Annotated in this window: 23 protein-coding genes; 20 read left to right on the forward strand and 3 right to left on the reverse strand. The window is 44.8% G+C overall.

Annotated elements, in window-relative coordinates; genetic code table 11:
* Nucleotides 1-11: 11 nt before the first annotated feature.
* The 3 genes from recF to dnaA form a co-directional block, all read right to left on the reverse strand.
* Nucleotides 12-1,091, reverse strand: coding sequence for a DNA replication/repair protein RecF (gene recF, locus L1D11_RS16515; protein ID WP_239832903.1), 1,080 nt, complete (start codon nucleotides 1,089-1,091; stop codon nucleotides 12-14).
* Nucleotides 1,092-1,144: 53 nt separating this feature from the next.
* Nucleotides 1,145-2,245 carry a DNA polymerase III subunit beta gene (dnaN, locus tag L1D11_RS16520; protein WP_017058809.1) on the reverse strand — a complete coding sequence of 367 codons (1,101 nt, stop codon included), beginning with the start codon at nucleotides 2,243-2,245 and terminating at the stop codon, nucleotides 1,145-1,147.
* 81 nt (nucleotides 2,246-2,326) lie between these two features.
* On the reverse strand, nucleotides 2,327-3,748 hold the full coding sequence (gene dnaA, locus L1D11_RS16525) for a chromosomal replication initiator protein DnaA (protein WP_239832904.1): 1,422 nt from the start codon (nucleotides 3,746-3,748) through the stop codon (nucleotides 2,327-2,329).
* A gap of 310 nt (nucleotides 3,749-4,058) precedes the next feature.
* Here dnaA and L1D11_RS16530 point away from each other — a divergent pair, with 310 nt between their 5' ends.
* The 20 genes from L1D11_RS16530 to atpG all read left to right on the forward strand — a co-directional run bounded on the left by L1D11_RS16530 (nucleotide 4,059) and on the right by atpG (nucleotide 20,811).
* Nucleotides 4,059-4,808 carry an amino acid ABC transporter substrate-binding protein gene (locus tag L1D11_RS16530; protein WP_009848135.1) on the forward strand — a complete coding sequence of 250 codons (750 nt, stop codon included), beginning with the start codon at nucleotides 4,059-4,061 and terminating at the stop codon, nucleotides 4,806-4,808.
* A gap of 115 nt (nucleotides 4,809-4,923) precedes the next feature.
* Entirely contained in the window at nucleotides 4,924-5,595 is a 672-nt protein-coding gene (locus tag L1D11_RS16535; protein ID WP_004739268.1) for an amino acid ABC transporter permease, read from the forward strand.
* Nucleotides 5,592-6,329, forward strand: coding sequence for an amino acid ABC transporter ATP-binding protein (locus tag L1D11_RS16540; RefSeq protein WP_239832905.1), 738 nt, complete (start codon nucleotides 5,592-5,594; stop codon nucleotides 6,327-6,329). Before L1D11_RS16535 ends, L1D11_RS16540 begins: the two co-directional genes overlap by 4 nt.
* 206 nt (nucleotides 6,330-6,535) lie before the next feature.
* Nucleotides 6,536-6,670: a 50S ribosomal protein L34 gene (rpmH, locus tag L1D11_RS16545; protein ID WP_004735800.1), complete on the forward strand. Its 135-nt coding sequence runs from the start codon at nucleotides 6,536-6,538 to the stop codon at nucleotides 6,668-6,670.
* A gap of 45 nt (nucleotides 6,671-6,715) precedes the next feature.
* Nucleotides 6,716-7,039 (forward strand): ribonuclease P protein component, encoded by a 324-nt coding sequence (gene rnpA, locus L1D11_RS16550; protein WP_017055478.1) that lies wholly within the window; start codon nucleotides 6,716-6,718, stop codon nucleotides 7,037-7,039.
* Complete coding sequence (gene yidD / locus L1D11_RS16555; RefSeq protein WP_004735802.1) at nucleotides 7,006-7,263, forward strand: membrane protein insertion efficiency factor YidD; 258 nt, start codon at nucleotides 7,006-7,008, stop codon at nucleotides 7,261-7,263. The genes rnpA and yidD overlap by 34 nt, the downstream gene beginning before the upstream one ends.
* A gap of 2 nt (nucleotides 7,264-7,265) precedes the next feature.
* A complete protein-coding gene (yidC, locus tag L1D11_RS16560; RefSeq protein ID WP_239832906.1) occupies nucleotides 7,266-8,888 on the forward strand; it encodes a membrane protein insertase YidC in 1,623 nt (540 codons plus the stop codon).
* A gap of 129 nt (nucleotides 8,889-9,017) precedes the next feature.
* The gene (mnmE, locus tag L1D11_RS16565) at nucleotides 9,018-10,379 is read left to right on the forward strand and encodes a tRNA uridine-5-carboxymethylaminomethyl(34) synthesis GTPase MnmE (RefSeq protein WP_239832907.1); all 1,362 of its coding nucleotides are present in this window, start codon (nucleotides 9,018-9,020) and stop codon (nucleotides 10,377-10,379) included.
* A 50-nt stretch (nucleotides 10,380-10,429) separates the two neighbouring features.
* A complete protein-coding gene (gene mioC, locus L1D11_RS16570; RefSeq protein ID WP_239832908.1) occupies nucleotides 10,430-10,864 on the forward strand; it encodes an FMN-binding protein MioC in 435 nt (144 codons plus the stop codon).
* A gap of 482 nt (nucleotides 10,865-11,346) precedes the next feature.
* The gene (gene mnmG / locus L1D11_RS16575) at nucleotides 11,347-13,242 is read left to right on the forward strand and encodes a tRNA uridine-5-carboxymethylaminomethyl(34) synthesis enzyme MnmG (protein WP_239833534.1); all 1,896 of its coding nucleotides are present in this window, start codon (nucleotides 11,347-11,349) and stop codon (nucleotides 13,240-13,242) included.
* A complete protein-coding gene (gene rsmG, locus L1D11_RS16580) occupies nucleotides 13,242-13,874 on the forward strand; it encodes a 16S rRNA (guanine(527)-N(7))-methyltransferase RsmG (protein WP_004739283.1) in 633 nt (210 codons plus the stop codon). Before mnmG ends, rsmG begins: the two co-directional genes overlap by 1 nt.
* A 14-nt stretch (nucleotides 13,875-13,888) precedes the next feature.
* Nucleotides 13,889-14,662 (forward strand): ParA family protein, encoded by a 774-nt coding sequence (locus L1D11_RS16585; protein ID WP_239833535.1) that lies wholly within the window; start codon nucleotides 13,889-13,891, stop codon nucleotides 14,660-14,662.
* 23 nt (nucleotides 14,663-14,685) lie between these two features.
* Nucleotides 14,686-15,567, forward strand: coding sequence for a ParB/RepB/Spo0J family partition protein (locus tag L1D11_RS16590; RefSeq protein ID WP_239833536.1), 882 nt, complete (start codon nucleotides 14,686-14,688; stop codon nucleotides 15,565-15,567).
* A 192-nt stretch (nucleotides 15,568-15,759) separates the two neighbouring features.
* Nucleotides 15,760-16,149, forward strand: a complete 390-nt coding sequence (locus L1D11_RS16595; RefSeq protein WP_060983471.1) for a F0F1 ATP synthase subunit I — start codon at nucleotides 15,760-15,762, stop codon at nucleotides 16,147-16,149.
* Between the two features lie 8 nt (nucleotides 16,150-16,157).
* Nucleotides 16,158-16,955 (forward strand): F0F1 ATP synthase subunit A, encoded by a 798-nt coding sequence (gene atpB, locus L1D11_RS16600; protein ID WP_009848124.1) that lies wholly within the window; start codon nucleotides 16,158-16,160, stop codon nucleotides 16,953-16,955.
* A gap of 50 nt (nucleotides 16,956-17,005) precedes the next feature.
* Entirely contained in the window at nucleotides 17,006-17,263 is a 258-nt protein-coding gene (gene atpE / locus L1D11_RS16605; protein ID WP_004411110.1) for a F0F1 ATP synthase subunit C, read from the forward strand.
* A gap of 58 nt (nucleotides 17,264-17,321) precedes the next feature.
* A complete protein-coding gene (gene atpF, locus L1D11_RS16610) occupies nucleotides 17,322-17,792 on the forward strand; it encodes a F0F1 ATP synthase subunit B (protein WP_010433231.1) in 471 nt (156 codons plus the stop codon).
* A 15-nt stretch (nucleotides 17,793-17,807) separates the two neighbouring features.
* Nucleotides 17,808-18,341, forward strand: coding sequence for a F0F1 ATP synthase subunit delta (gene atpH, locus L1D11_RS16615; protein WP_048618352.1), 534 nt, complete (start codon nucleotides 17,808-17,810; stop codon nucleotides 18,339-18,341).
* 13 nt (nucleotides 18,342-18,354) lie between these two features.
* Entirely contained in the window at nucleotides 18,355-19,896 is a 1,542-nt protein-coding gene (gene atpA / locus L1D11_RS16620) for a F0F1 ATP synthase subunit alpha (protein WP_010433235.1), read from the forward strand.
* Nucleotides 19,897-19,944: 48 nt separating this feature from the next.
* Nucleotides 19,945-20,811, forward strand: coding sequence for a F0F1 ATP synthase subunit gamma (gene atpG / locus L1D11_RS16625; RefSeq protein WP_016794171.1), 867 nt, complete (start codon nucleotides 19,945-19,947; stop codon nucleotides 20,809-20,811).
* The last annotated feature ends 14 nt before the right edge of the window (nucleotides 20,812-20,825 follow it).

The raw sequence follows: 20,825 nt of genomic DNA on the forward strand, positions 1-20,825 counted from the left end.
TCTCTGACTAATTATCCTTGCTCTATTTTGCCATGTTCCACATGAAACATCCTGCTATTTTCGTCATGCATATCAGCAATCTGATCAGCGGTAATAGAGCTTACAAAAACTTGAGCCTGGGTCGCCTTTAAACACTCAGCAAGACGTGCGCGGCGCTGGCTATCTAATTCGGAAGCGAAGTCATCTATCAAATAGATGCACTGCTTACCAGTCATTTGAGTGAGGTGTTGCCCTTGTGCTACTCGTAGCGCGCACACCATCAACTTCAATTGACCTCGTGACAAGACATCTTCCACTGGAGTGCCGTTCACTTTTATCTTCAGATCCGCTTTGTTTGGCCCACTAAAGGTATAACCAAGCTGCTGATCCCTTTCAAAATTCTTCTCTAATATCTCGGAGTATGGGGTGTCTTTATCCCAGCCACGATAATAGTTAATCTTTATCTCAAACTCAGGAAGGAAGGTCGCACAGATTTCTTCGGCGACTTCTTTGAGCTGATCAACGTAGGTGGCACGCCACTGACTGATGCTTTCTGCTAATCGGGCCAATTCTTGGTCCCAATAGCTCAGCTCTCGATAGTGCATTGCCGTTTTCAATAAGGCGTTTCGCTGCTTATTGAGACGCTTTACCCTGCCCCAGGCATCATAAAAGCCCGACTCACTGTGGAAGACTCCCCAATCAATGAATGCTCGGCGATGCTTAGGTCCATCTGTCAGTAAATCAAACCCTTCGGGGTGAATCAACTGCAAAGGTAAGACTTGAGCTAACTGAGCTAACTTTTGCCCAGTTTGACCGCTTATTTTAACCTCTGTCGTGCCATCGCGCTGCTTATTAATGCCAATTGGCAGCTCAAATCGATCCGAGGTCATAAAACGGCCATGTACAAACAGCTCACTACAGTCGTTTTGTATGATACGACCGGTGAGTGAACTCTTGAATGAGCGACCGTGTCCGAGCAGATACACCGCTTCAAGGACGCTGGTTTTGCCGCTTCCGTTAGCCCCTATAAGAAAGTTAAAGCCTGATGACGGTTGAATGTCACAGGCTTCAATATTTCTAAACTGCTTAACGATTAAGCGCGATAAAGGCATAACGTCTTCATATTAATCTTCAATCACGACTCGGTAGTTCAACATATGGTGGCTTATAAGCGAATTGGCATAACAACGTACATCGCGCTGTCATCTTGTGCGTTCTCGATAAGCGCACTCGCATTTGCATCTGACATTGAGATACGAACCTGTTCACAACGCAGTGTGTTCAGAACATCCAATACGTAGCTTACGTTGAAGCCAATTTCTAGTGCGTCGCCGTCGAAATTAACATCGAGTACTTCTTCTGCTTCTTCTTGCTCTGGGTTGTTCGCTGTAATACGCATCTCGCTATCAGCAAGGTTAACGCGAACACCACGGAATTTTTCATTCGATAGAATAGCAGCACGAGAAAATGCTGAACGTAACTCATCACAACCCGCTTCCAGTGTTTTGGTGGTATTTTGCGGCATTACGCGGCGATAATCAGGGAAACGACCATCAACTAGCTTAGAAGTGAAGACATAGTTGTTCACTTCAGCACGCACGTTAGAGTTACCAATTTGCAGTGTTACTGGTTGTTCAGGTGCATCTAATAGCTTCACTAGCTCTTGAACACCTTTGCGAGGAACAATGATCTGCTTCTGAGCAAAATCCGCACCCAGTTGTGCTTGAGATACCGCCATACGGTGACCATCGGTCGCCACGCTGCGCAAGATAGAACCTTCAATCTCAAACAACATACCGTTGAGGTAATAACGAACGTCTTGGTTCGCCATTGAGAATTGTGTTTTCTCGATAAGACCACGAAGTTCAGCTTGTGTCACTGACACTTCAACTTCACTGCTCCAGTCTTCAATATTTGGAAAATCTGCCGCAGGTAATGTTGCTAATGAGAAGCGGCTACGACCAGAACGAACTTGAATACGGTCACCATCCAATACTACAGTGATCACTGAGTTATCTGGCAATCCACGACAGATATCTAGGAATTTACGTGAAGGTACGGTAATGCTGCCCGCTTCGAAATCACCTTCAAGCGTTACGCGGCTGATCAGTTCAACTTCTAGATCCGTTGCTGTCATCGACAACACGTTATCTTCTACTTTAATTAGTAGGTTTCCTAGAATTGGAAGCGTTGGCCTGCCACCGAGTGCGCCAGATACTTGTTGTAATGGCTTAATCAGGTGACTACGTTCAATGGTAAATTTCATATCTTGCTCTTACGGTCTAAATGGCACTGCGTAATCATACGTGGCCAAGATTCTGCTTATTAAGGTTAAGAATACTGTGTATTAAGAAGAAAGGGTACGAATCAAGTTCGAATAATCTTCTTTAATGTCGTGGCTCTCTTCACGCAGCTGAGCAATCTTACGACAAGCATGCAATACCGTGGTGTGGTCACGACCACCGAATGCATCACCAATCTCAGGCAAGCTGTGGTTGGTTAGCTCTTTAGCCAATGCCATCGCCAATTGACGTGGACGAGCAACAGAACGAGAACGACGCTTAGACAACAGATCAGCAACTTTGATTTTGTAGTACTCGGCTACTGTCTTTTGAATGTTATCAATGGTGACCAGTTTTTCTTGCAGTGCAAGTAGGTCACGCAGTGCTTCACGCACAAAATCAATCGTGATCGGGCGGCCAGTGAAGTTTGCATTCGCAATAACACGGTTCAATGCGCCTTCTAGCTCACGAACGTTCGAACGTAGACGCTTCGCAATAAAGAACGCCACTTCATCCGCTAGGTGAATTTGGTGGTCTTCGGCTTTCTTCATCAAGATCGCAACACGCGTCTCAAGCTCTGGTGGCTCAATCGCTACCGTCAAACCCCAGCCGAAGCGAGATTTAAGACGATCTTCTACACCGTTGATCTCTTTTGGATAACGGTCAGACGTTAGGATGATCTGTTGGTTACCTTCAAGCAGCGCGTTAAAGGTATGGAAGAACTCTTCTTGAGAACGCTCTTTGTTAGCAAAGAATTGGATGTCATCGATAAGCAATGCATCAACACTACGGTAGTAGCGTTTAAACTCTTCGATCGCGTTGTTTTGCAGTGCCTTTACCATATCCTGAACAAAACGCTCGGAGTGCATGTAAACCACTTTTGCATTCGGCTTATTATCAACAATGGCGTTACCCACCGCATGCAATAAGTGCGTTTTACCTAGACCAGTACCGCCGTATAAGAATAACGGGTTGTAGGCTGTTCCTGGGTTATCAGAAACCTGACGTGCCGCAGCCAAACCCAGTTGGTTCGACTTACCTTCAACAAAGTTATTGAACTTGTGTTTTGGGTTCACGTTTGAGCGGTGGTTCAAGTCAACCGCAACAGGCTCTTCATCACGCCAGATATTATGGACTGGTTTGCGAGCTTGTAATTGCGCAGGTGCTGATGATTCAGCGGCTACATCGGCTGCAGTACGAGTTTGAGTCGGTGCAAGTGTCGCTGGCTTTGGTGCAACCACACGCTTACTTCCCACTTCAAAGTGAAGATGTGGGATATCGTTACCGCAATATTCTTGCAGTAGACGGTTAATGCTATTTAGATACTTATCACGAACCCAATCGAGTACGAAACGGTTCGGTGCAAATAGAGTTAGAGTATTGTCATTGAGTTCCGCTTGTAACGGACGAACCCACATACTGAATTCTGTAGCTGGTAACTCTTCTTGAAGCTGTTGCAAACACTGCAACCAAAGCGAAGATGACACGGTGCCCCCACTCTATTTAAGTAATATGAAATGACTGTTAATTTTACCTGTTGATAAGTCAGATCACCAGCAATTGATCACGGTTCCAGTGAATAAGATCCAAGTTATTCACAATAAATTTGTAATTAATTGGCGGATCCGCACATCTTGCCCCTAATTTACTCACACAACGATCCACTTATGCCCGGATCCTTGCTAGTTATCCCCAAAATGAGAATGCGATCTAGTTATGGTTAATAACATCTGGTTATTTATTCTATCGAGCACTTTCCCAGTAACATCCAATCCCATAAATATAAGGAGTTACCAAATGAATAACTGGATTAAGGCTGCAATTGCAGCTATCGCACTCTCTGCTGCTACTGTTCAAGCTGCGACTGAAGTTAAAGTCGGCATGTCTGGTCGCTACTTCCCATTTACTTTTGTTAAACAAGACCAGCTACAAGGTTTTGAAGTGGATTTATGGGATGAGATCGGTAAACGCAACGATTACAAGGTTGAGTACGTGACAGCTAACTTCTCTGGTCTGTTTGGTCTTCTTGAAACGGGTCGAATCGATACCATTTCTAACCAAATTACAATGACGGATGCACGTAAAGCGAAATACCTATTCGCAGACCCATACGTAGTAGACGGCGCGCAAATTACCGTTCGTAAAGGTAATGACAGCATTAAGGGTATCGAAGACCTTGATGGTAAGACGGTTGCGGTAAACCTAGGCTCGAACTTCGAACAACTGCTACGCAGCTACGATAAAGATGGCAAGATCAACGTAAAAACCTACGACACAGGTATTGAGCACGATGTAGCCCTTGGCCGTGCCGATGCATTTGTTATGGATCGTCTGTCAGCACTAGAGCTTATCAAGAAGACGGGTCTACCATTACAGCTAGCAGGTCAGCCATTCGAAACAATTGAAAATGCTTGGCCTTTCGTAGACAACGATAACGGTAAGAAACTACAAGCCGAAGTAAACGAAGCATTAGCAGCAATGCGCGCAGATGGTACGCTAGAAAGTATCTCTCAGAAATGGTTTGGTGCGGACATTACTCAGAAGTAATCACTCACTCTCCACTCAAGGCCCACTGCTTTATACAGCGGTGGGCTTTTACTTTTATATCACTAATAAAAACGCTTGATATCACGCGGCTTCCAATAAAAATACGAGATAGATTATGGGATTTGATTTTAACTACATGCTAGAGCTGCTACCGATACTGTTGAAGTATCTTGGCACCACCATGGAGATGGCGATTTGGGGCTTGTTCTTTGCTCTGATCCTGTCTGTGATACTGGCAAACATTCGTGTGTTCAAAATCCCAGTACTCGACCAACTCAGCCAGCTGTATATTAGCTTCTTCCGTGGCACACCACTGTTGGTTCAGCTATTCCTCCTTTATTACGGCTTACCTCAGGTATTCCCGTGGATGGTTGGCTTAGATGCCTTCAGTGCTGCAGTCATTGGTTTAACCCTGCACTTTGCTGCTTACATGGCAGAAAGTATTCGCGCCGCGATTATCGGTATTGATCGCAGCCAGATGGAAGCGAGCCTTTCAGTAGGAATGACGACGAGCCAAGCGATGCGTCGAGTGATCTTGCCGCAAGCAACCCGTGTCGCTCTGCCTTCTTTGATGAACTACTTCATCGATATGATCAAATCGACCTCACTTGCCTTTACGCTAGGCGTGGCTGAAATTATGGCTAAGGCTCAAATGGAGGCATCTTCAAGCTTCCGTTTCTTCGAGGCTTTCTTAGCGGTTGCTCTTATTTACTGGGGCGTGGTGGTTATCCTCACTCGTATTCAAATCTGGGCCGAAGTCAAACTGAATAAGGCATACGTACGATGATCAAATTACAAAATATCCACAAGCACTTTGGTGACACCGAAGTTCTCAAAGGGATCGACCTAGAAATCAAGCAAGGTGAGATCATTGTTATCATAGGTTCGAGTGGTACCGGTAAGTCGACACTACTGCGCTGTGTGAACTTTCTTGAGCAAGCCGACCAAGGCACGATCTCGATTGATGACATCAAAGTCGATGCCCAAAAGCACACGAAAGCAGAAGTGCTGGCACTGCGACGTAAGACCGGCTTTGTTTTCCAAAACTATGCCCTATTTGCTCACCAAACCGCCAAGCAGAACATTGCTGAAGGTTTGATTACAGTGCGTGGTTGGAAGAAGCTGCAAGCCTATGAAAAAGCACAACAAATACTTGATAATATCGGCCTAGGTGACAAAGCAGATAGCTACCCAGCTGCGCTTTCTGGTGGTCAGCAGCAACGTGTCGGTATTGGCCGTGCTATGGCACTCCAACCAGAGCTTTTACTGTTCGATGAGCCAACTTCGGCGCTGGATCCTGAGTGGGTTGGCGAGGTACTTAACCTAATGAAAAAATTGGCAAACCAGCATCAAACCATGCTGGTAGTTACCCACGAAATGCAGTTCGCTAGAGAGGTCGCAGACCGAGTGATCTTCATGGCTGAGGGCCATATTGTCGAGCAGGGATCTCCACAGGATATTTTTGGTAATCCACAAGATCCTAAATTAAAAAAATTCCTAAATAAGGTTGGGATCGACTAAGGATCCTTGTGATTTTAGTTATTCTACGTATAATCCCCCGACCGGAATTTTAGTTAACCCAATCATTGACACTTTTTGTGACAGTGATTACAATTCCGCCTCTTTGTTGAGAGGCGTCGGTTTTCCTTTCTTATATAAAGAAGAGAAAAAATGCCCACGCCGGGTTTAACAAAAACCTAAAACTACTGATCAGTAAGGTAATTACAATGAAACGCACTTTTCAACCTACAGTTCTAAAGCGTAAGCGTACTCACGGTTTCCGTGCTCGCATGGCTACTAAGAACGGTCGCGCAACAATCAATGCACGTCGTGCAAAAGGCCGTAAGCGTCTTTCTAAGTAATCTTTGATTATTTTGAATAAGCTAGCCTTCGGTCGGGAGTTACGCTTGTTAACTCCCGAACATTATCAAAATGTCTTCAAGCAAGCTCATCGAGCTGGCTCTCCTCATTTCACCATCATTGCTCGAAATAACTCTCTTTCAAATCCTCGTCTTGGATTAGCCGTTCCGAAAAAGCAGATTAAAACCGCCGTGGGTCGTAACCGATTCAAGCGTCTTACTCGTGAAAGCTTTCGTAACACTCAACACAAACTTCCTAACAAAGATTTTGTTGTAATCGCTAAGAAGAGCGCGCAAGATTTAAGCAATGAAGAAATGTTCAAGCTACTCGACAAATTATGGCTTCGCCTGTCTCGCCCTTCGCGTGGATAGCGCTAATACCCATCTATTTTTATAGATGGTTTATTAGTCCACTCATCGGCCCACGCTGCCGATTTACTCCAACCTGCTCTTTATATGCGATAGAAGCGTTGAAAGCTCACGGTTTTGTAAAAGGGTGTTGGTTATCAGGCAAACGTCTATTAAAATGCCATCCTTTGAACGAAGGGGGCTTTGACCCCGTTCCACCAGTCCAAAAACAAGACAGAGATAAATAACGATGGATTCTCAACGTAATATCCTGTTAATCGCATTGGCTTTGGTTTCTTTCCTACTGTTCCAACAATGGAACGTAGCTAAGAACCCAGCTCCACAAGCGGTTGAGCAGGCACAATCTGGCAGCACCCTACCAGCGCCATCTTATGCAGATGATCTAGACCCGGCTCCTGGTCAAATTGCTTCTTCTGCAAAAACTATCACAGTGACCACTGATGTACTGACTCTGTCAATTGATACGGTTGGTGGTGATGTTGTGAAAGCAAACCTAAATGATTACTCAGCTGAGTTCGATTCTAAAGAGAGCTTTGTTCTTCTTAAGAATGAACCAGGCCACCAATTTATCGCTCAAAGCGGTCTAGTTGGTCCTCAAGGTATCGACCTTAGCAGCACAAACCGCCCTAGCTACACGGTTTCATCAGACAGCTTCACGCTAGCTGACGGTCAGGATGAACTACGCATCCCAATGACTTACCAAGCGAACGGCCTAGATTACACAAAAACATTCATCCTTAAGCGCGGCAGCTACGCGATTGACGTTGAATATGATGTAGTCAACAACTCTGGCAACAACGCGACATTCGGTATGTACGCTCACCTACGTCAAAACGTTATGGATGACGGCGGTAGCCTCACAATGCCAACTTACCGTGGTGGTGCTTACTCTACGGAAGACACGCGTTACAAGAAATACAGCTTCGACGACATGCAAGATCGCAACCTGTCTCTTAACCTAGCAAACGGTCAAGGTTGGGCAGCGATGATTCAGCACTACTTTGCAAGTGCTTGGATCCCACGCAACGAAGCAGGCAGCAACCTTTACACTCGCGTAATTGGTAACCTGGGCGATATCGGTGTTCGTATGCCGAACAAAACCATCGCTAACGGTGACGAAGCAAGCTTTAAAGCAACGCTTTGGGTTGGTCCTAAACTTCAAGACCAAATGGCAGCAACTGCACCAAACCTAGACTTGGTAGTAGATTACGGCTGGCTATGGTTCATTGCTAAACCACTTCATACTCTGCTTTCGTTCATTCAAGGCTTTGTATCGAACTGGGGTGTGGCAATCATCATCCTAACTTTCATCGTTCGTGGTGCTATGTACCCACTAACGAAAGCTCAGTACACGTCTATGGCGAAAATGCGCATGCTTCAGCCTAAGCTGACTGCAATGCGTGAGCGTATCGGCGACGACCGTCAACGCATGAGCCAAGAAATGATGGAGCTTTACAAGAAAGAGAAAGTAAACCCACTAGGTGGCTGTTTACCTATCCTTCTGCAAATGCCTATCTTCATTTCGCTATACTGGGCACTAATGGAGTCTGTTGAACTGCGTCACTCACCGTTCTTCGGTTGGATTACTGACCTTTCAGCGCAAGATCCATACTACATCTTGCCACTTCTGATGGGTGCTTCAATGTTCCTAATCCAGAAGATGAGCCCGACAACTGTAACGGATCCAATGCAGCAGAAGATCATGACCTTTATGCCGGTTATGTTCACATTCTTCTTCCTGTTCTTCCCTTCAGGTCTGGTTCTTTACTGGCTAGTATCGAACATCGTAACTCTGATTCAGCAAACGCTTATCTACCGCGCACTGGAAAAGAAAGGCTTACATTCTAAGTAAGTTCGATAATAGAAAGAGCTAAAGAAAGGCGACCTTTTGGTCGCCTTTTTGTTTTTAGCTGATTACAATTCAGCTAATTGATTAATCGTGAATGCCCTTTTTGGCGTTCGCATGCTAGCAGGCACAACTATGACTACAGATACGATTGTTGCTCAAGCCACCGCGCCCGGCCGTGGTGGCGTCGGTATTATCCGCGTTTCCGGCCCATTAGCGACTCAGGTTGCCCTAGAAGTAACAGGAAAAACACTTAAGCCTCGCTACGCTGAGTACCTACCTTTTAAATCTGCCGATGGCATCGAGATCGACCAAGGTATCGCGTTCTACTTCCCTAACCCGCACTCTTTTACCGGCGAAGACGTTCTAGAGCTTCAAGGTCACGGCGGCCCAGTGGTTATGGACATGCTCATCAAGCGCATCCTAGGCATATCAGGTGTGCGTGCTGCTCGTCCTGGTGAGTTCTCTGAGCGTGCGTTCTTGAACGACAAGATGGACTTAACCCAAGCTGAAGCGATTGCTGACTTGATTGATGCAAGCTCAGAAGAAGCGGCTAAATCCGCACTGCAATCTCTTCAAGGTGAGTTCTCAAAACGCATTAACACCCTAGTCGATTCGCTGATTCACCTGCGTATCTATGTTGAAGCGGCTATCGACTTCCCAGAAGAAGAGATCGACTTTCTGGCAGACGGTAAAGTAAGTGCTGACTTACAGGCTATCATCGATAACCTAGAGGCAGTACGCCAAGAAGCCAACCAAGGTGCCATCATGCGTGAAGGCATGAAGGTGGTGATTGCAGGTCGCCCAAATGCCGGGAAATCTAGCCTACTGAACGCGCTGTCAGGCAAAGAATCGGCAATCGTGACTGATATTGCTGGTACCACACGTGATGTACTGCGAGAACACATCCATATTGATGGCATGCCACTGCATATTATCGATACCGCTGGCCTGCGTGATGCTTCCGATGAAGTCGAAAAAATCGGTATTGAACGTGCTTGGGAAGAAATAGCTCAGGCAGACCGAGTCCTATTTATGGTGGATGGCACTACAACCGATGCAACTGACCCGAAAGATATCTGGCCAGATTTCGTTGATCGTTTGCCAAATAACATTGGGATGACCGTCATTCGTAACAAAGCGGATCAAACCAATGAAGAGCTCGGGATTTGCCACGTAAACGATCCAACTCTGATTCGCTTATCAGCAAAGACAAGTCAAGGCGTAGATGCCCTACGCAGCCATCTAAAAGAGTGTATGGGCTTTGCTGGTGGTCATGAAGGTGGCTTTATGGCTCGCCGTCGTCACTTAGATGCTCTTGAGCGTGCCTCAGAGCACCTCGATATCGGCCAGCAGCAACTTGAAGGCTACATGGCGGGTGAAATCTTGGCGGAAGAGCTTCGTATCACTCAGCAACACCTTAATGAGATCACGGGCGAATTCAGCTCAGACGATCTCTTGGGGCGTATCTTCTCTTCATTCTGTATTGGTAAATAACCCAAGAAGGCTGGCTGATGCCGGCCTTTTTCTTTAGTAAGGACAGCTTAATGATCCACATTATTACAGGTAGCACCTTGGGTGGCGCTGAATACGTTGGCGATCACCTTAATGATCTTCTAGAAGAACAAGGCCATGAGATAACGCTACACAACCAGCCTGAATACAATGATATTCCTCAGCAAGGCTTCTGGTTAGTAGTGACCTCGACCCATGGCGCCGGTGAATTCCCTGACAATATCAAGCCATTCATTGCCGATCTGACAGATCACACACCTCAACTCGATAAGGTTCGCTTTGCAGTAATTGCCATTGGTGATTCAAGCTACGACACCTTCTGCGCAGCAGGCCAAGCCGCTCATGAGTTATTAACAAAACTTGGCGGTCAGGCAATTTCTGACTATTTTACCATCGATGTATTGGAGACTCAGGTCCCTGAAGACGCTGCAGAAGAATGGTTTAGCGATCATAGTGACCAATTTTAATACTCTCTTCTCATAAAAAAGCGGCTTTTGCCGCTTTTTTTGTGCCTGAATATTGAGATTGTGAATAACTTTTTGGGGTAAAAACCGAAAATTAGCCATTTATCTTCAAGATCTTTTGTGGATAAGATCATACATATTCGGTGATTAACCTATAGTTATCCAAAGAACAAGTTTTACAGCGATTTACCCCTGTGAATAAGTAGCCATTTTGATCCCAGCTAATCCTCATCCTGATCAAAGTTAGATCACATCATTTGATCTTAAAAAGATCCATGATCTCGTTGATCATTTCCGACTTATCCACAGATCGCATCGTTCCTAATAATAGATCCAATAAAAGATCTCTTTAAAGATCTTATCTATATTAATTAAAAACAGCTTAATCGAAAAATTCCAAAAACGTTTTCTCAAGCTATGAAAACAGGTAGAATATCGCTCTTTTTTATCAATCTAGAAAACGTTTGAATACCTGAGGTCGGTTCATGCTTTATCACGAAAAATTTGACGTCATTGTTGTTGGTGGCGGCCATGCAGGAACGGAAGCCGCACTCGCATCTGCACGTACTGGTCAAAGTACGTTATTACTTACTCATAATATCGATACCTTAGGACAAATGTCTTGTAACCCAGCTATCGGTGGTATCGGTAAGGGCCACTTGGTGAAAGAGGTCGATGCAATGGGTGGTTTGATGGCGCAAGCCATTGATCATGCAGGTATTCAGTTCAGAACACTAAACGCATCAAAAGGTCCAGCGGTTCGTGCAACTCGCGCTCAAGCAGACCGAGCGCTTTACAAAGCTTTTGTCCGTAATGTTCTTGAAAATACACCAAACCTAACCTTGTTCCAGCAATCGGTTGATGACCTGATTGTTGAACAGGATCAAGTGGTCGGTGTGGTAACCCAAATGGGCCTTAAGTTCCGTGCTGATGCTGTGGTACTGACGGTGGGTACGTTCCTAGGCGGCAAGATCCATATTGGTATGGAAAGTTCTTCTGGTGGTCGTGCTGGTGATCCACCATCGATCGCTTTAGCTGATCGTCTTCGTGATCTTCCATTTAGAGTTGATCGCCTGAAAACCGGTACGCCTCCTCGTATCGATGCGCGTAGTGTTGATTTTTCTGAGCTTGAGGTTCAGCACGGTGATAACCCAACACCGGTTTTCTCATTCATGGGCAGCCGAGCACAACAGCCACGCCAAATCCCATGTTACATCACGCACACCAATGAAAATACGCACGATGTGATTCGTGCCAACCTTGACCGTAGCCCTATGTACGCTGGCGTGATTGAGGGGATTGGTCCTCGCTACTGTCCTTCGATTGAAGACAAAGTGATGCGTTTTGCTGATAAAAACAGCCACCAAATTTTTATTGAGCCTGAAGGCCTAACGACACATGAGTTATACCCTAATGGTATCTCTACCAGTCTGCCGTTTGATGTACAGGTTCAAATTGTTCGCTCAATGAAGGGCTTTGAAAATGCTCACATCGTGCGCCCTGGCTACGCGATTGAGTATGATTTCTTTGATCCTCGTGACCTAAAACTGACTTACGAAACGAAGTTTATCAAAGGTCTGTTCTTTGCTGGTCAAATCAACGGTACAACCGGTTATGAAGAAGCGGCTGCGCAAGGCCTTATGGCTGGTTTGAACGCGAGTCTGTTTACTCAAGGCAAAGAAGGCTGGAGCCCACGTCGTGACCAAGCTTACATGGGCGTTCTTATCGATGACCTATCAACCATGGGCACCAAAGAACCGTACCGTATGTTTACGTCTCGTGCGGAATACCGTCTGTTGCTTCGAGAAGACAACGCCGATATCCGTCTGACAGAAAAATCTCGTGAACTTGGTTTGGTTGATGATGCGCGTTGGGCTCGATTCAACGAGAAGATGGATAACATGGAGAAAGAACGTCAGCGTCTTAAAGAGACTTGGATTAATCCAAAATCTGAAGATATTGGCGCGCTGAACCTGATCCTAAAAACACCAATGTCTCGTGAAGCGAGCGGTGAAGATCTTCTGCGTCGTCCTGAAATGACTTATTCACAGCTGACGGCTCTGGATCGTTTTTATCCAGCACTAGAAGATCAACAAGCGGCTGAGCAAGTTGAGATACAAGTGAAGTACGAAGGTTACATTCAGCGCCAACAAGACGAAATTGAAAAATCACTGCGTCATGAAAACACCAAACTGCCTGCTGATATCGATTACAGCAAGGTAAAAGGACTTTCTAACGAAGTGGTTCTTAAACTGACGACAGCTAAGCCTGACTCAATTGGTATTGCTTCGCGTATTTCAGGTATTACACCTGCGGCAATTTCAATTCTACTGGTTTACTTGAAAAAACACGGTCTATTGAAAAAGGGTGAGGAAGCATAATGAGCGTATTACGCGAAAAACTGGATCACCTGATTGGCCAGACTGACCTAGAAGTATCTGAAAAACAACGTAGCCAGTTGGTTGGCTACGTTGAGTTACTCAACAAATGGAACAAGGCTTACAACCTGACTTCGGTTCGTGACCCATTAGAAATGATGGTGAAACATATCTTAGATAGCATCATTGTTAGCACTCACTTACAGGGTAAGCGCTTTATCGATGTGGGGACTGGACCTGGTTTACCTGGGATTCCGCTCTCAATCATGAACCCAGACTGTGAGTTTTACTTGCTAGATAGCTTAGGTAAGCGTATTCGTTTCATTAAGCAAGTGGTTCATGAGCTGGGCATCGACAACGTTGTGCCGGTTCAAAGTCGTGTTGAAGAGTTTCAACCTGAAGAAAAGTTTGATGCAGTGCTCAGTCGCGCATTTGCGTCAATGACAGACATGGTAGAGTGGTGTCACCATTTACCTAAAGAGCAATCCGGTGTATTTTTGGCTCTTAAGGGACAACATCCTAGAGACGAAATTGACCTGTTACCTGAATGGTGTTCAGTGACAGACATTAAAGCTTTGCGAGTGCCAGAGCTTGACGGAGAGCGTCATCTAGTAACTTTATCGCGTCAGGGATAATCAGCGAGGCCATAGTGGGTAGAATCGTAGCAATTGCCAACCAGAAGGGCGGCGTAGGAAAAACAACAACTTGCATTAACTTAGCAGCATCAATGGCGGCAACTAAACGCAAGATATTGGTTGTTGACCTCGATCCTCAAGGTAATGCCACTATGGCGAGCGGTGTCGACAAATATCAGGTTGAAGCAACTGCTTACGATTTGTTGGTTGAAGACACCCCATTTGATGAGGTAGTTTGCCGGAGTACATCTGGCAATTATGACCTCATCGCCGCAAACGGTGATGTTACTGCGGCAGAAATCAAGCTAATGGAAGTGTTTGCGCGTGAAGTTCGCCTTAAAAATGCACTCGCATCCATTCGCGAGAATTATGATTTTATCTTTATTGATTGCCCACCTTCTTTAAACCTTCTTACAATTAATGCCATGGCAGCTGCCGATTCCGTATTAGTTCCAATGCAATGTGAATACTTTGCTCTTGAAGGTTTGACTGCGTTGATGGATACCATAAGCAAGCTTGCGGCGGTGGTTAACGAGAACCTGAAGATCGAAGGTCTTCTGCGTACTATGTATGATCCTCGCAACCGCTTATCAAACGAAGTGTCAGATCAACTCAAAAAACACTTCGGTAGCAAGGTCTACCGAACCGTGATCCCTAGAAATGTACGTCTTGCTGAAGCGCCGAGTCACGGCAAACCAGCAATGTACTACGACAAATATTCCGCTGGTGCGAAGGCATATCTTGCTCTTGCAGGCGAAATGTTGCGTCGTGAAGAAGTCCCAGTATAGGTCTAACCAAAGGAATTCGCTCAATGTCTAAGCGTGGTTTAGGAAAAGGGCTAGATGCATTACTTGCAACTAGCTCATTGGCTCGTGAAAAACAGCAAGTAGCTTCTCATAGTCAGGCGTTATCGGCTGAAGGAGAGCTAACAAAATTGGCTGTTGGTAGCTTGAAGCCAGGTGTTTATCAACCGCGTAAAGATATCGCGCCTGAAGCGCTAGAAGAGCTGGCTGCATCAATTCAATCTCAAGGCATTATCCAACCGATCGTTGTTCGCCCATTGGCGCACGACCAGTTCGAGATTATTGCTGGTGAACGTCGTTGGAGAGCGGCTCGTCAAGCTGGCCTTAAACAAGTGCCATGTCTGATCAAGAGAGTCGAAGACAAGGCTGCGATCGCGATGGCATTGATTGAGAATATTCAGCGTGAAGACCTGAATGTCATCGAAGAAGCACAAGCGCTAGAGCGCTTACAGAACGAATTTGAACTGACACACCAACAAGTCGCTGAAGTGATTGGTAAATCGAGAGCGACGGTGAGTAACTTATTACGTCTAAATCAATTAGAAAATGAAGTAAAAGGTTTAGTTTCAAATAAACAACTGGAAATGGGGCATGCTCGAGCATTGCTTGCGCTTGAAGGTGATACCCAGGTTGAAGCAGCAAACACTGCAGCGACTAAAAAAATGACCGTGCGTCAAACCGAGCAGCTTGTTAAAAAGTGTTTAAAACCAGACGTTGAGCCAGAATCGAAGCCTGAAGACACAGAAGCTATCGAACTTTCACGAAGACTCACGGAAAAATTGCAAGCAAACGTTTCAGTCACTCGTTCTGTTAGCGGTAAGTCAAAAGTAATAATTACTCTTGATGAGCCTCACAAATTAGAGCAACTTATTGCTAAACTAGAGTACTAAATGAGATAATTGATTTAGGTCAATTAAGTAATAAACAAGTGATTTCGTACAAAAGTTGTCGGTTTGTATGCAAAAATGTAAATGATTGCTGCGTTGTTGTTGCAATCAATTTGGCTGAACGTATAATTTTCGCCAATTTCTCGGCACGCTTTTAAGCGAGTGGTAAAGTGGGCTTAAAAGAGGAACGAATACATGGTAGCGGCGTTAGCAAGACCAGGACGAGTGCTTGCAAAGCAAATGTTATTGATCGAGCTTAGCGCGGTTATATTAGTGGCGGTAGGGTTAGGTTTAGCTGTTAATCCTGATTGGGGTTTTGCTGCATTAATCGGTGGCGGTATTTTTGTCATCGCGAATGTAGTTTTTTGTGTGTGTGCTTTCCTATTTTGTGGAGCTCGCGCAACTAAGTTAGTTGCGGCGTCGTTCTATGCAGGCGAAGCGCTAAAAATTCTAATCACAGTTCTACTATTCTCTATTGTCTACATGTATATGCAGGTGGAATTAATTCCCCTCAAACTGACCTATTTACTGGTTCTAGGTATTAATATCTTTGCGCCAGTGCTTTTCATTAACAATAAAAAATAGGATGAGTTATGGCTGCGCCAACAGCATCCGGATACATTGAACACCATTTACAAAACCTTTCTTTAGCTAAGTTTGGTCTTGTAGAGGAAACAAGTTTCTGGAACGTACATATAGACAGTCTGTTTTTTTCGGTGTTGACAGGGATGTTATTCCTTTGGGTTTTTCGCTCAGTCGCTAAGAAAGCAACAGTAGGTGTACCTGGTAAGCTTCAGTGTTTTGTTGAAATGGTAGTAGAATTCGTTGGTGACAACGTTAAAGAAACTTTCCATGGCCGCAACCCTCTGATTGCCCCACTAGCACTGACTATATTCTGCTGGATTATCATTATGAACTTGATGGACTTAGTGCCTATCGATTTCTTACCATATCCTGCAGAGCATTGGCTAGGTATCCCTTACTTGAAAGTGGTTCCTACTGCTGATGTTAATATAACAATGGCAATGGCTTTAGGTGTTTTTGCTCTGATGATCTACTACAGCATCAAAGTAAAAGGTCTAGGCGGATTTGCTAAAGAATTGGCACTGCATCCATTTAATCACCCAATCATGATTCCATTTAACCTGGTACTTGAGGTAATTTCGTTACTAGCGAAGCCACTATCTCTAGGTATGCGTTTATTTGGTAATATGTTTGCGGGTGAGGTGGTGTTTATTCTTATCGCGGCAATGCTACCGTGGTATTTACAATGGGTAGGTGCACTACCTTGGGCTATCTTCCATATCTTGGTTATTTTGATTCAAGCGTTTGTTTTCATGATGTTGACAATCGTTTACTTATCAATGGCTCATGAAGATAGTGATCACTAAAAAATTTTTTAAGCTTTATTCTAACTATTAATGTTAATCGGAGAACGTAAATGGAAACTGTACTAAGTTTTTCAGCAATCGCTGTTGCTATTATTGTTGGTCTTTGTGCCGTAGGTACTGCAATTGGTTTTGCTATTCTTGGTGGTAAATTCCTAGAAGGCGCTGCGCGTCAACCTGAAATGGCTCCAATGCTACAAGTTAAGATGTTCATCATCGCTGGTCTACTGGATGCTGTTCCAATGATCGGTATCGTAATCGCACTACTATTCACGTTTGCTAACCCATTTGTTGGTCAACTAGCAGGCTAATTAACTCTTAATAGTTAATTAAATTTTTGTAGTTGATTCTTAACGAGGGGTAGCTGTTGTGAATATGAACGCAACTCTGTTAGGTCAAGCAATTGCTTTTTCATTGTTTGTTTGGTTCTGCATGAAATATGTATGGCCACCAATCATGCAAGCAATTGAAGAACGTCAGAAAAAAATTGCTGACGGTCTAGTAGCCGCTGAACGCGCTGCTAAAGACTTGAACCTGGCACAAGCCAACGCTTCTGAGCAAATGAAAGAAGCAAAGCGCACTGCAACTGAGGTTATTGATCAGGCAAACAAACGTAAAGCTCAAATTATTGATGAAGCACGCGAAGAAGCTCAGGCAGAACGCCAGAAAATCTTAGCGCAAGCTGAAGCAGAAATTGAAGCAGAGCGTACACGTGCCCGTGATGACCTGCGCAAACAAGTCGCAACTCTGGCTATAGCTGGTGCTGAGAAAATCCTTGAGCGTACAATCGATAAAGATGTACACGATGATCTTCTTAACAACATTACTGCAAAACTTTAAAGCAAGGGGCTGTATATGTCTGATTTGACTACAATCGCACGCCCCTATGCTAAAGCAGCGTTTGACTTTGCGGTAGATAAAGGTGAGCTAGACCAATGGGGTCAGATGCTTACTTTTGCTGCCGAAGTGGCACAAAATGATGATGTTCATAATTTATTAAGCGGTTCTATGACTGCTGAAAAATTAGCTGAAGTATTCATTGTGATTTGTGGCGAACAATTTGATGAATTCGGTCAGAACTTAATTAAAGTGATGGCAGAGAATGGCCGCTTAATGGCTTTTCCTGATGTTTGTAAAGAGTTCTTTATACTCAAAAAAGAGTATGAGAAAGAGATCGACGTTGAAGTTACTTCAGCGGTAGAACTTTCTGAAGAACAATGCGCAGAAATCAGCAGCAAATTGGAACAGCGCTTAGCGCGCAAAGTTCAGCTGAATTGCAGTATAGATGAGACTCTACTTAGTGGAGTTATTATTCGAGCCGGAGACCTAGTCATCGATAACTCAGCGCGCAGTCGTTTAGACCGCCTGAGCGATGCATTGCAGTCTTAATGGGGATTGGAGCATGCAACTTAATTCCACTGAAATTAGCGATCTAATTAAACAACGTATTGAATCTTTCGACGTTGTTAGTGAAGCTCGCAATGAAGGTACTATCGTTTCTGTAAGCGATGGCATCCTTAGCATCCACGGCCTAGCGGACGTGATGCAAGGTGAAATGATCGAACTACCGGGTGGCCGTTACGCTCTAGCACTAAACTTGAACCGTGATTCGGTTGGTGCTGTTGTAATGGGCCCGTATGCTGACCTACAGGAAGGCATGAAAGTTACAGGTACTGGTCGTATTCTAGAAGTACCAGTAGGTCCTGAAATGCTTGGTCGTGTTGTAAACACGCTAGGTGAGCCAATTGATGGTAAAGGTCCAATCGAAGCTAAATTGACTTCGCCTGTAGAAATTATCGCACCAGGTGTAATCGACCGTAAATCGGTAGATCAACCTGTTCAAACTGGTTACAAATCTGTTGACTCAATGATCCCTATCGGTCGTGGTCAACGTGAACTAGTAATCGGTGACCGTCAGACTGGTAAAACAGCAATGGCGATCGATGCGATTATTAACCAAAAAGATTCTGGTATTTTCTCTATCTACGTAGCTATCGGCCAAAAAGCGTCGACTATTGCTAACGTAGTTCGCAAACTAGAAGAGCACGGCGCACTAGCAAACACTGTTGTTGTTGTTGCATCTGCTTCTGAATCTGCAGCGTTGCAATACCTTGCACCGTATGCTGGTTGTGCGATGGGCGAATACTTCCGTGATCGCGGTGAAGATGCACTGATTGTTTATGATGATCTATCTAAGCAAGCGGTAGCTTACCGTCAAATCTCGCTACTACTTAAGCGTCCACCAGGTCGTGAAGCGTTCCCAGGTGATGTTTTCTACCTTCACTCTCGTTTACTAGAGCGTGCTGCTCGTGTAAGCGAAGCATACGTAGAAAAATTCACTAACGGCGAAGTGACAGGCAAGACTGGTTCTTTAACTGCTCTACCTATCATCGAAACGCAAGCTGGTGACGTATCTGCATTCGTACCAACGAACGTAATCTCGATTACTGATGGTCAGATCTTCCTACAAACTGAGCTATTCAACGCGGGCGTACGTCCAGCTGTTGACCCAGGTATCTCTGTTTCTCGTGTAGGTGGTTCGGCGCAGACTAAAATCATCAAGAAGCTATCTGGCGGTATCCGTACTGCTCTAGCTCAATACCGTGAACTTGCAGCATTTGCTCAGTTCTCTTCGGATCTTGATGAAGCGACTAAGAAGCAGCTAGACCACGGTCAAAAAGTTACAGAACTGATGAAGCAGAAGCAATACGCTCCTATGTCTGTATTTGACCAAGCTCTAGTAATCTTCGCTGCAGAGCGTGGATACCTTCAAGACGTTGAACTTTCTAAAGTTCTAGACTTTGAAGCTGCTTTACTGTCGTTTGCTCGTGGTCAATATGCCGATCTAGCAACACAGATCGACACAACGGGTGCTTTCAATAAAGAAATCGAAGCTGAGCTGAAGAAGCTTGTTGACGATTTCAAGGCAACCCAGACCTGGTAATTGGTAGGTGGTCTTAGGGCCACCTCATACCATTAACGGAGAGTAACGATGGCCGGCGCAAAAGAGATACGTAATAAAATCGGTAGTGTTAAAAGCACACAGAAGATTACGAAAGCAATGGAAATGGTAGCAGCTTCAAAAATGCGTCGTTCTCAAGACGCAATGGAAGCTACTCGTCCATATGCAGAAACAATGCGTAAAGTGATCGGTCATTTGGCTAATGGTAGCCTCGAGTATAAGCATCCTTATCTTGAGGAACGTGAAGCCAAACGTGTTGGTTACATCATCGTTTCTACAGACCGTGGTCTTTGTGGTGGCTTGAACATTAACTTGTTCAAGAAAGCCATGAACGACATGAAAGATTGGTCTGAGAAAGGTGCTGACGTTGAACTTGCAATTGTAGGTTCAAAAGCGACAGCATTTTTCAATAACAGCGGCGCGAAAGTAGCAGCTCAAGTTTCTGGTCTGGGCGATCGTCCAAGCCTTGAAGACTTGATTGGCTCTGTAAGCGTTATGCTGAAGAAATATGATGAAGGCGAATTAGATCGCCTGTTCGTAGTGTTCAACAAGTTTGAAAACACTATGGTTCAAGAACCAACGATCGATCAATTACTTCCTTTGCCTAAATCAGACAGCGAAGAAATGAAACGCAGTCATTCTTGGGACTACATTTATGAGCCCGAGCCAAAACCACTACTAGATGCACTATTAGTTCGCTATGTCGAATCTCAAGTGTACCAAGGTGTGGTTGAGAACCTTGCTTGTGAGCAAGCGGCTCGAATGATTGCAATGAAATCAGCAACAGATAACGCTGGTGACATTATTGATGACTTAGAACTTGTGTATAACAAAGCGCGTCAAGCGGCGATTACACAAGAACTTTCTGAGATCGTTTCAGGCGCAGCTGCGGTTTAAGCTTAGGTAAAACT

The sequence above is a fragment of the Vibrio sp. Isolate32 genome, from assembly GCF_022397955.1.
Lineage (GTDB): Bacteria > Pseudomonadota > Gammaproteobacteria > Enterobacterales > Vibrionaceae > Vibrio.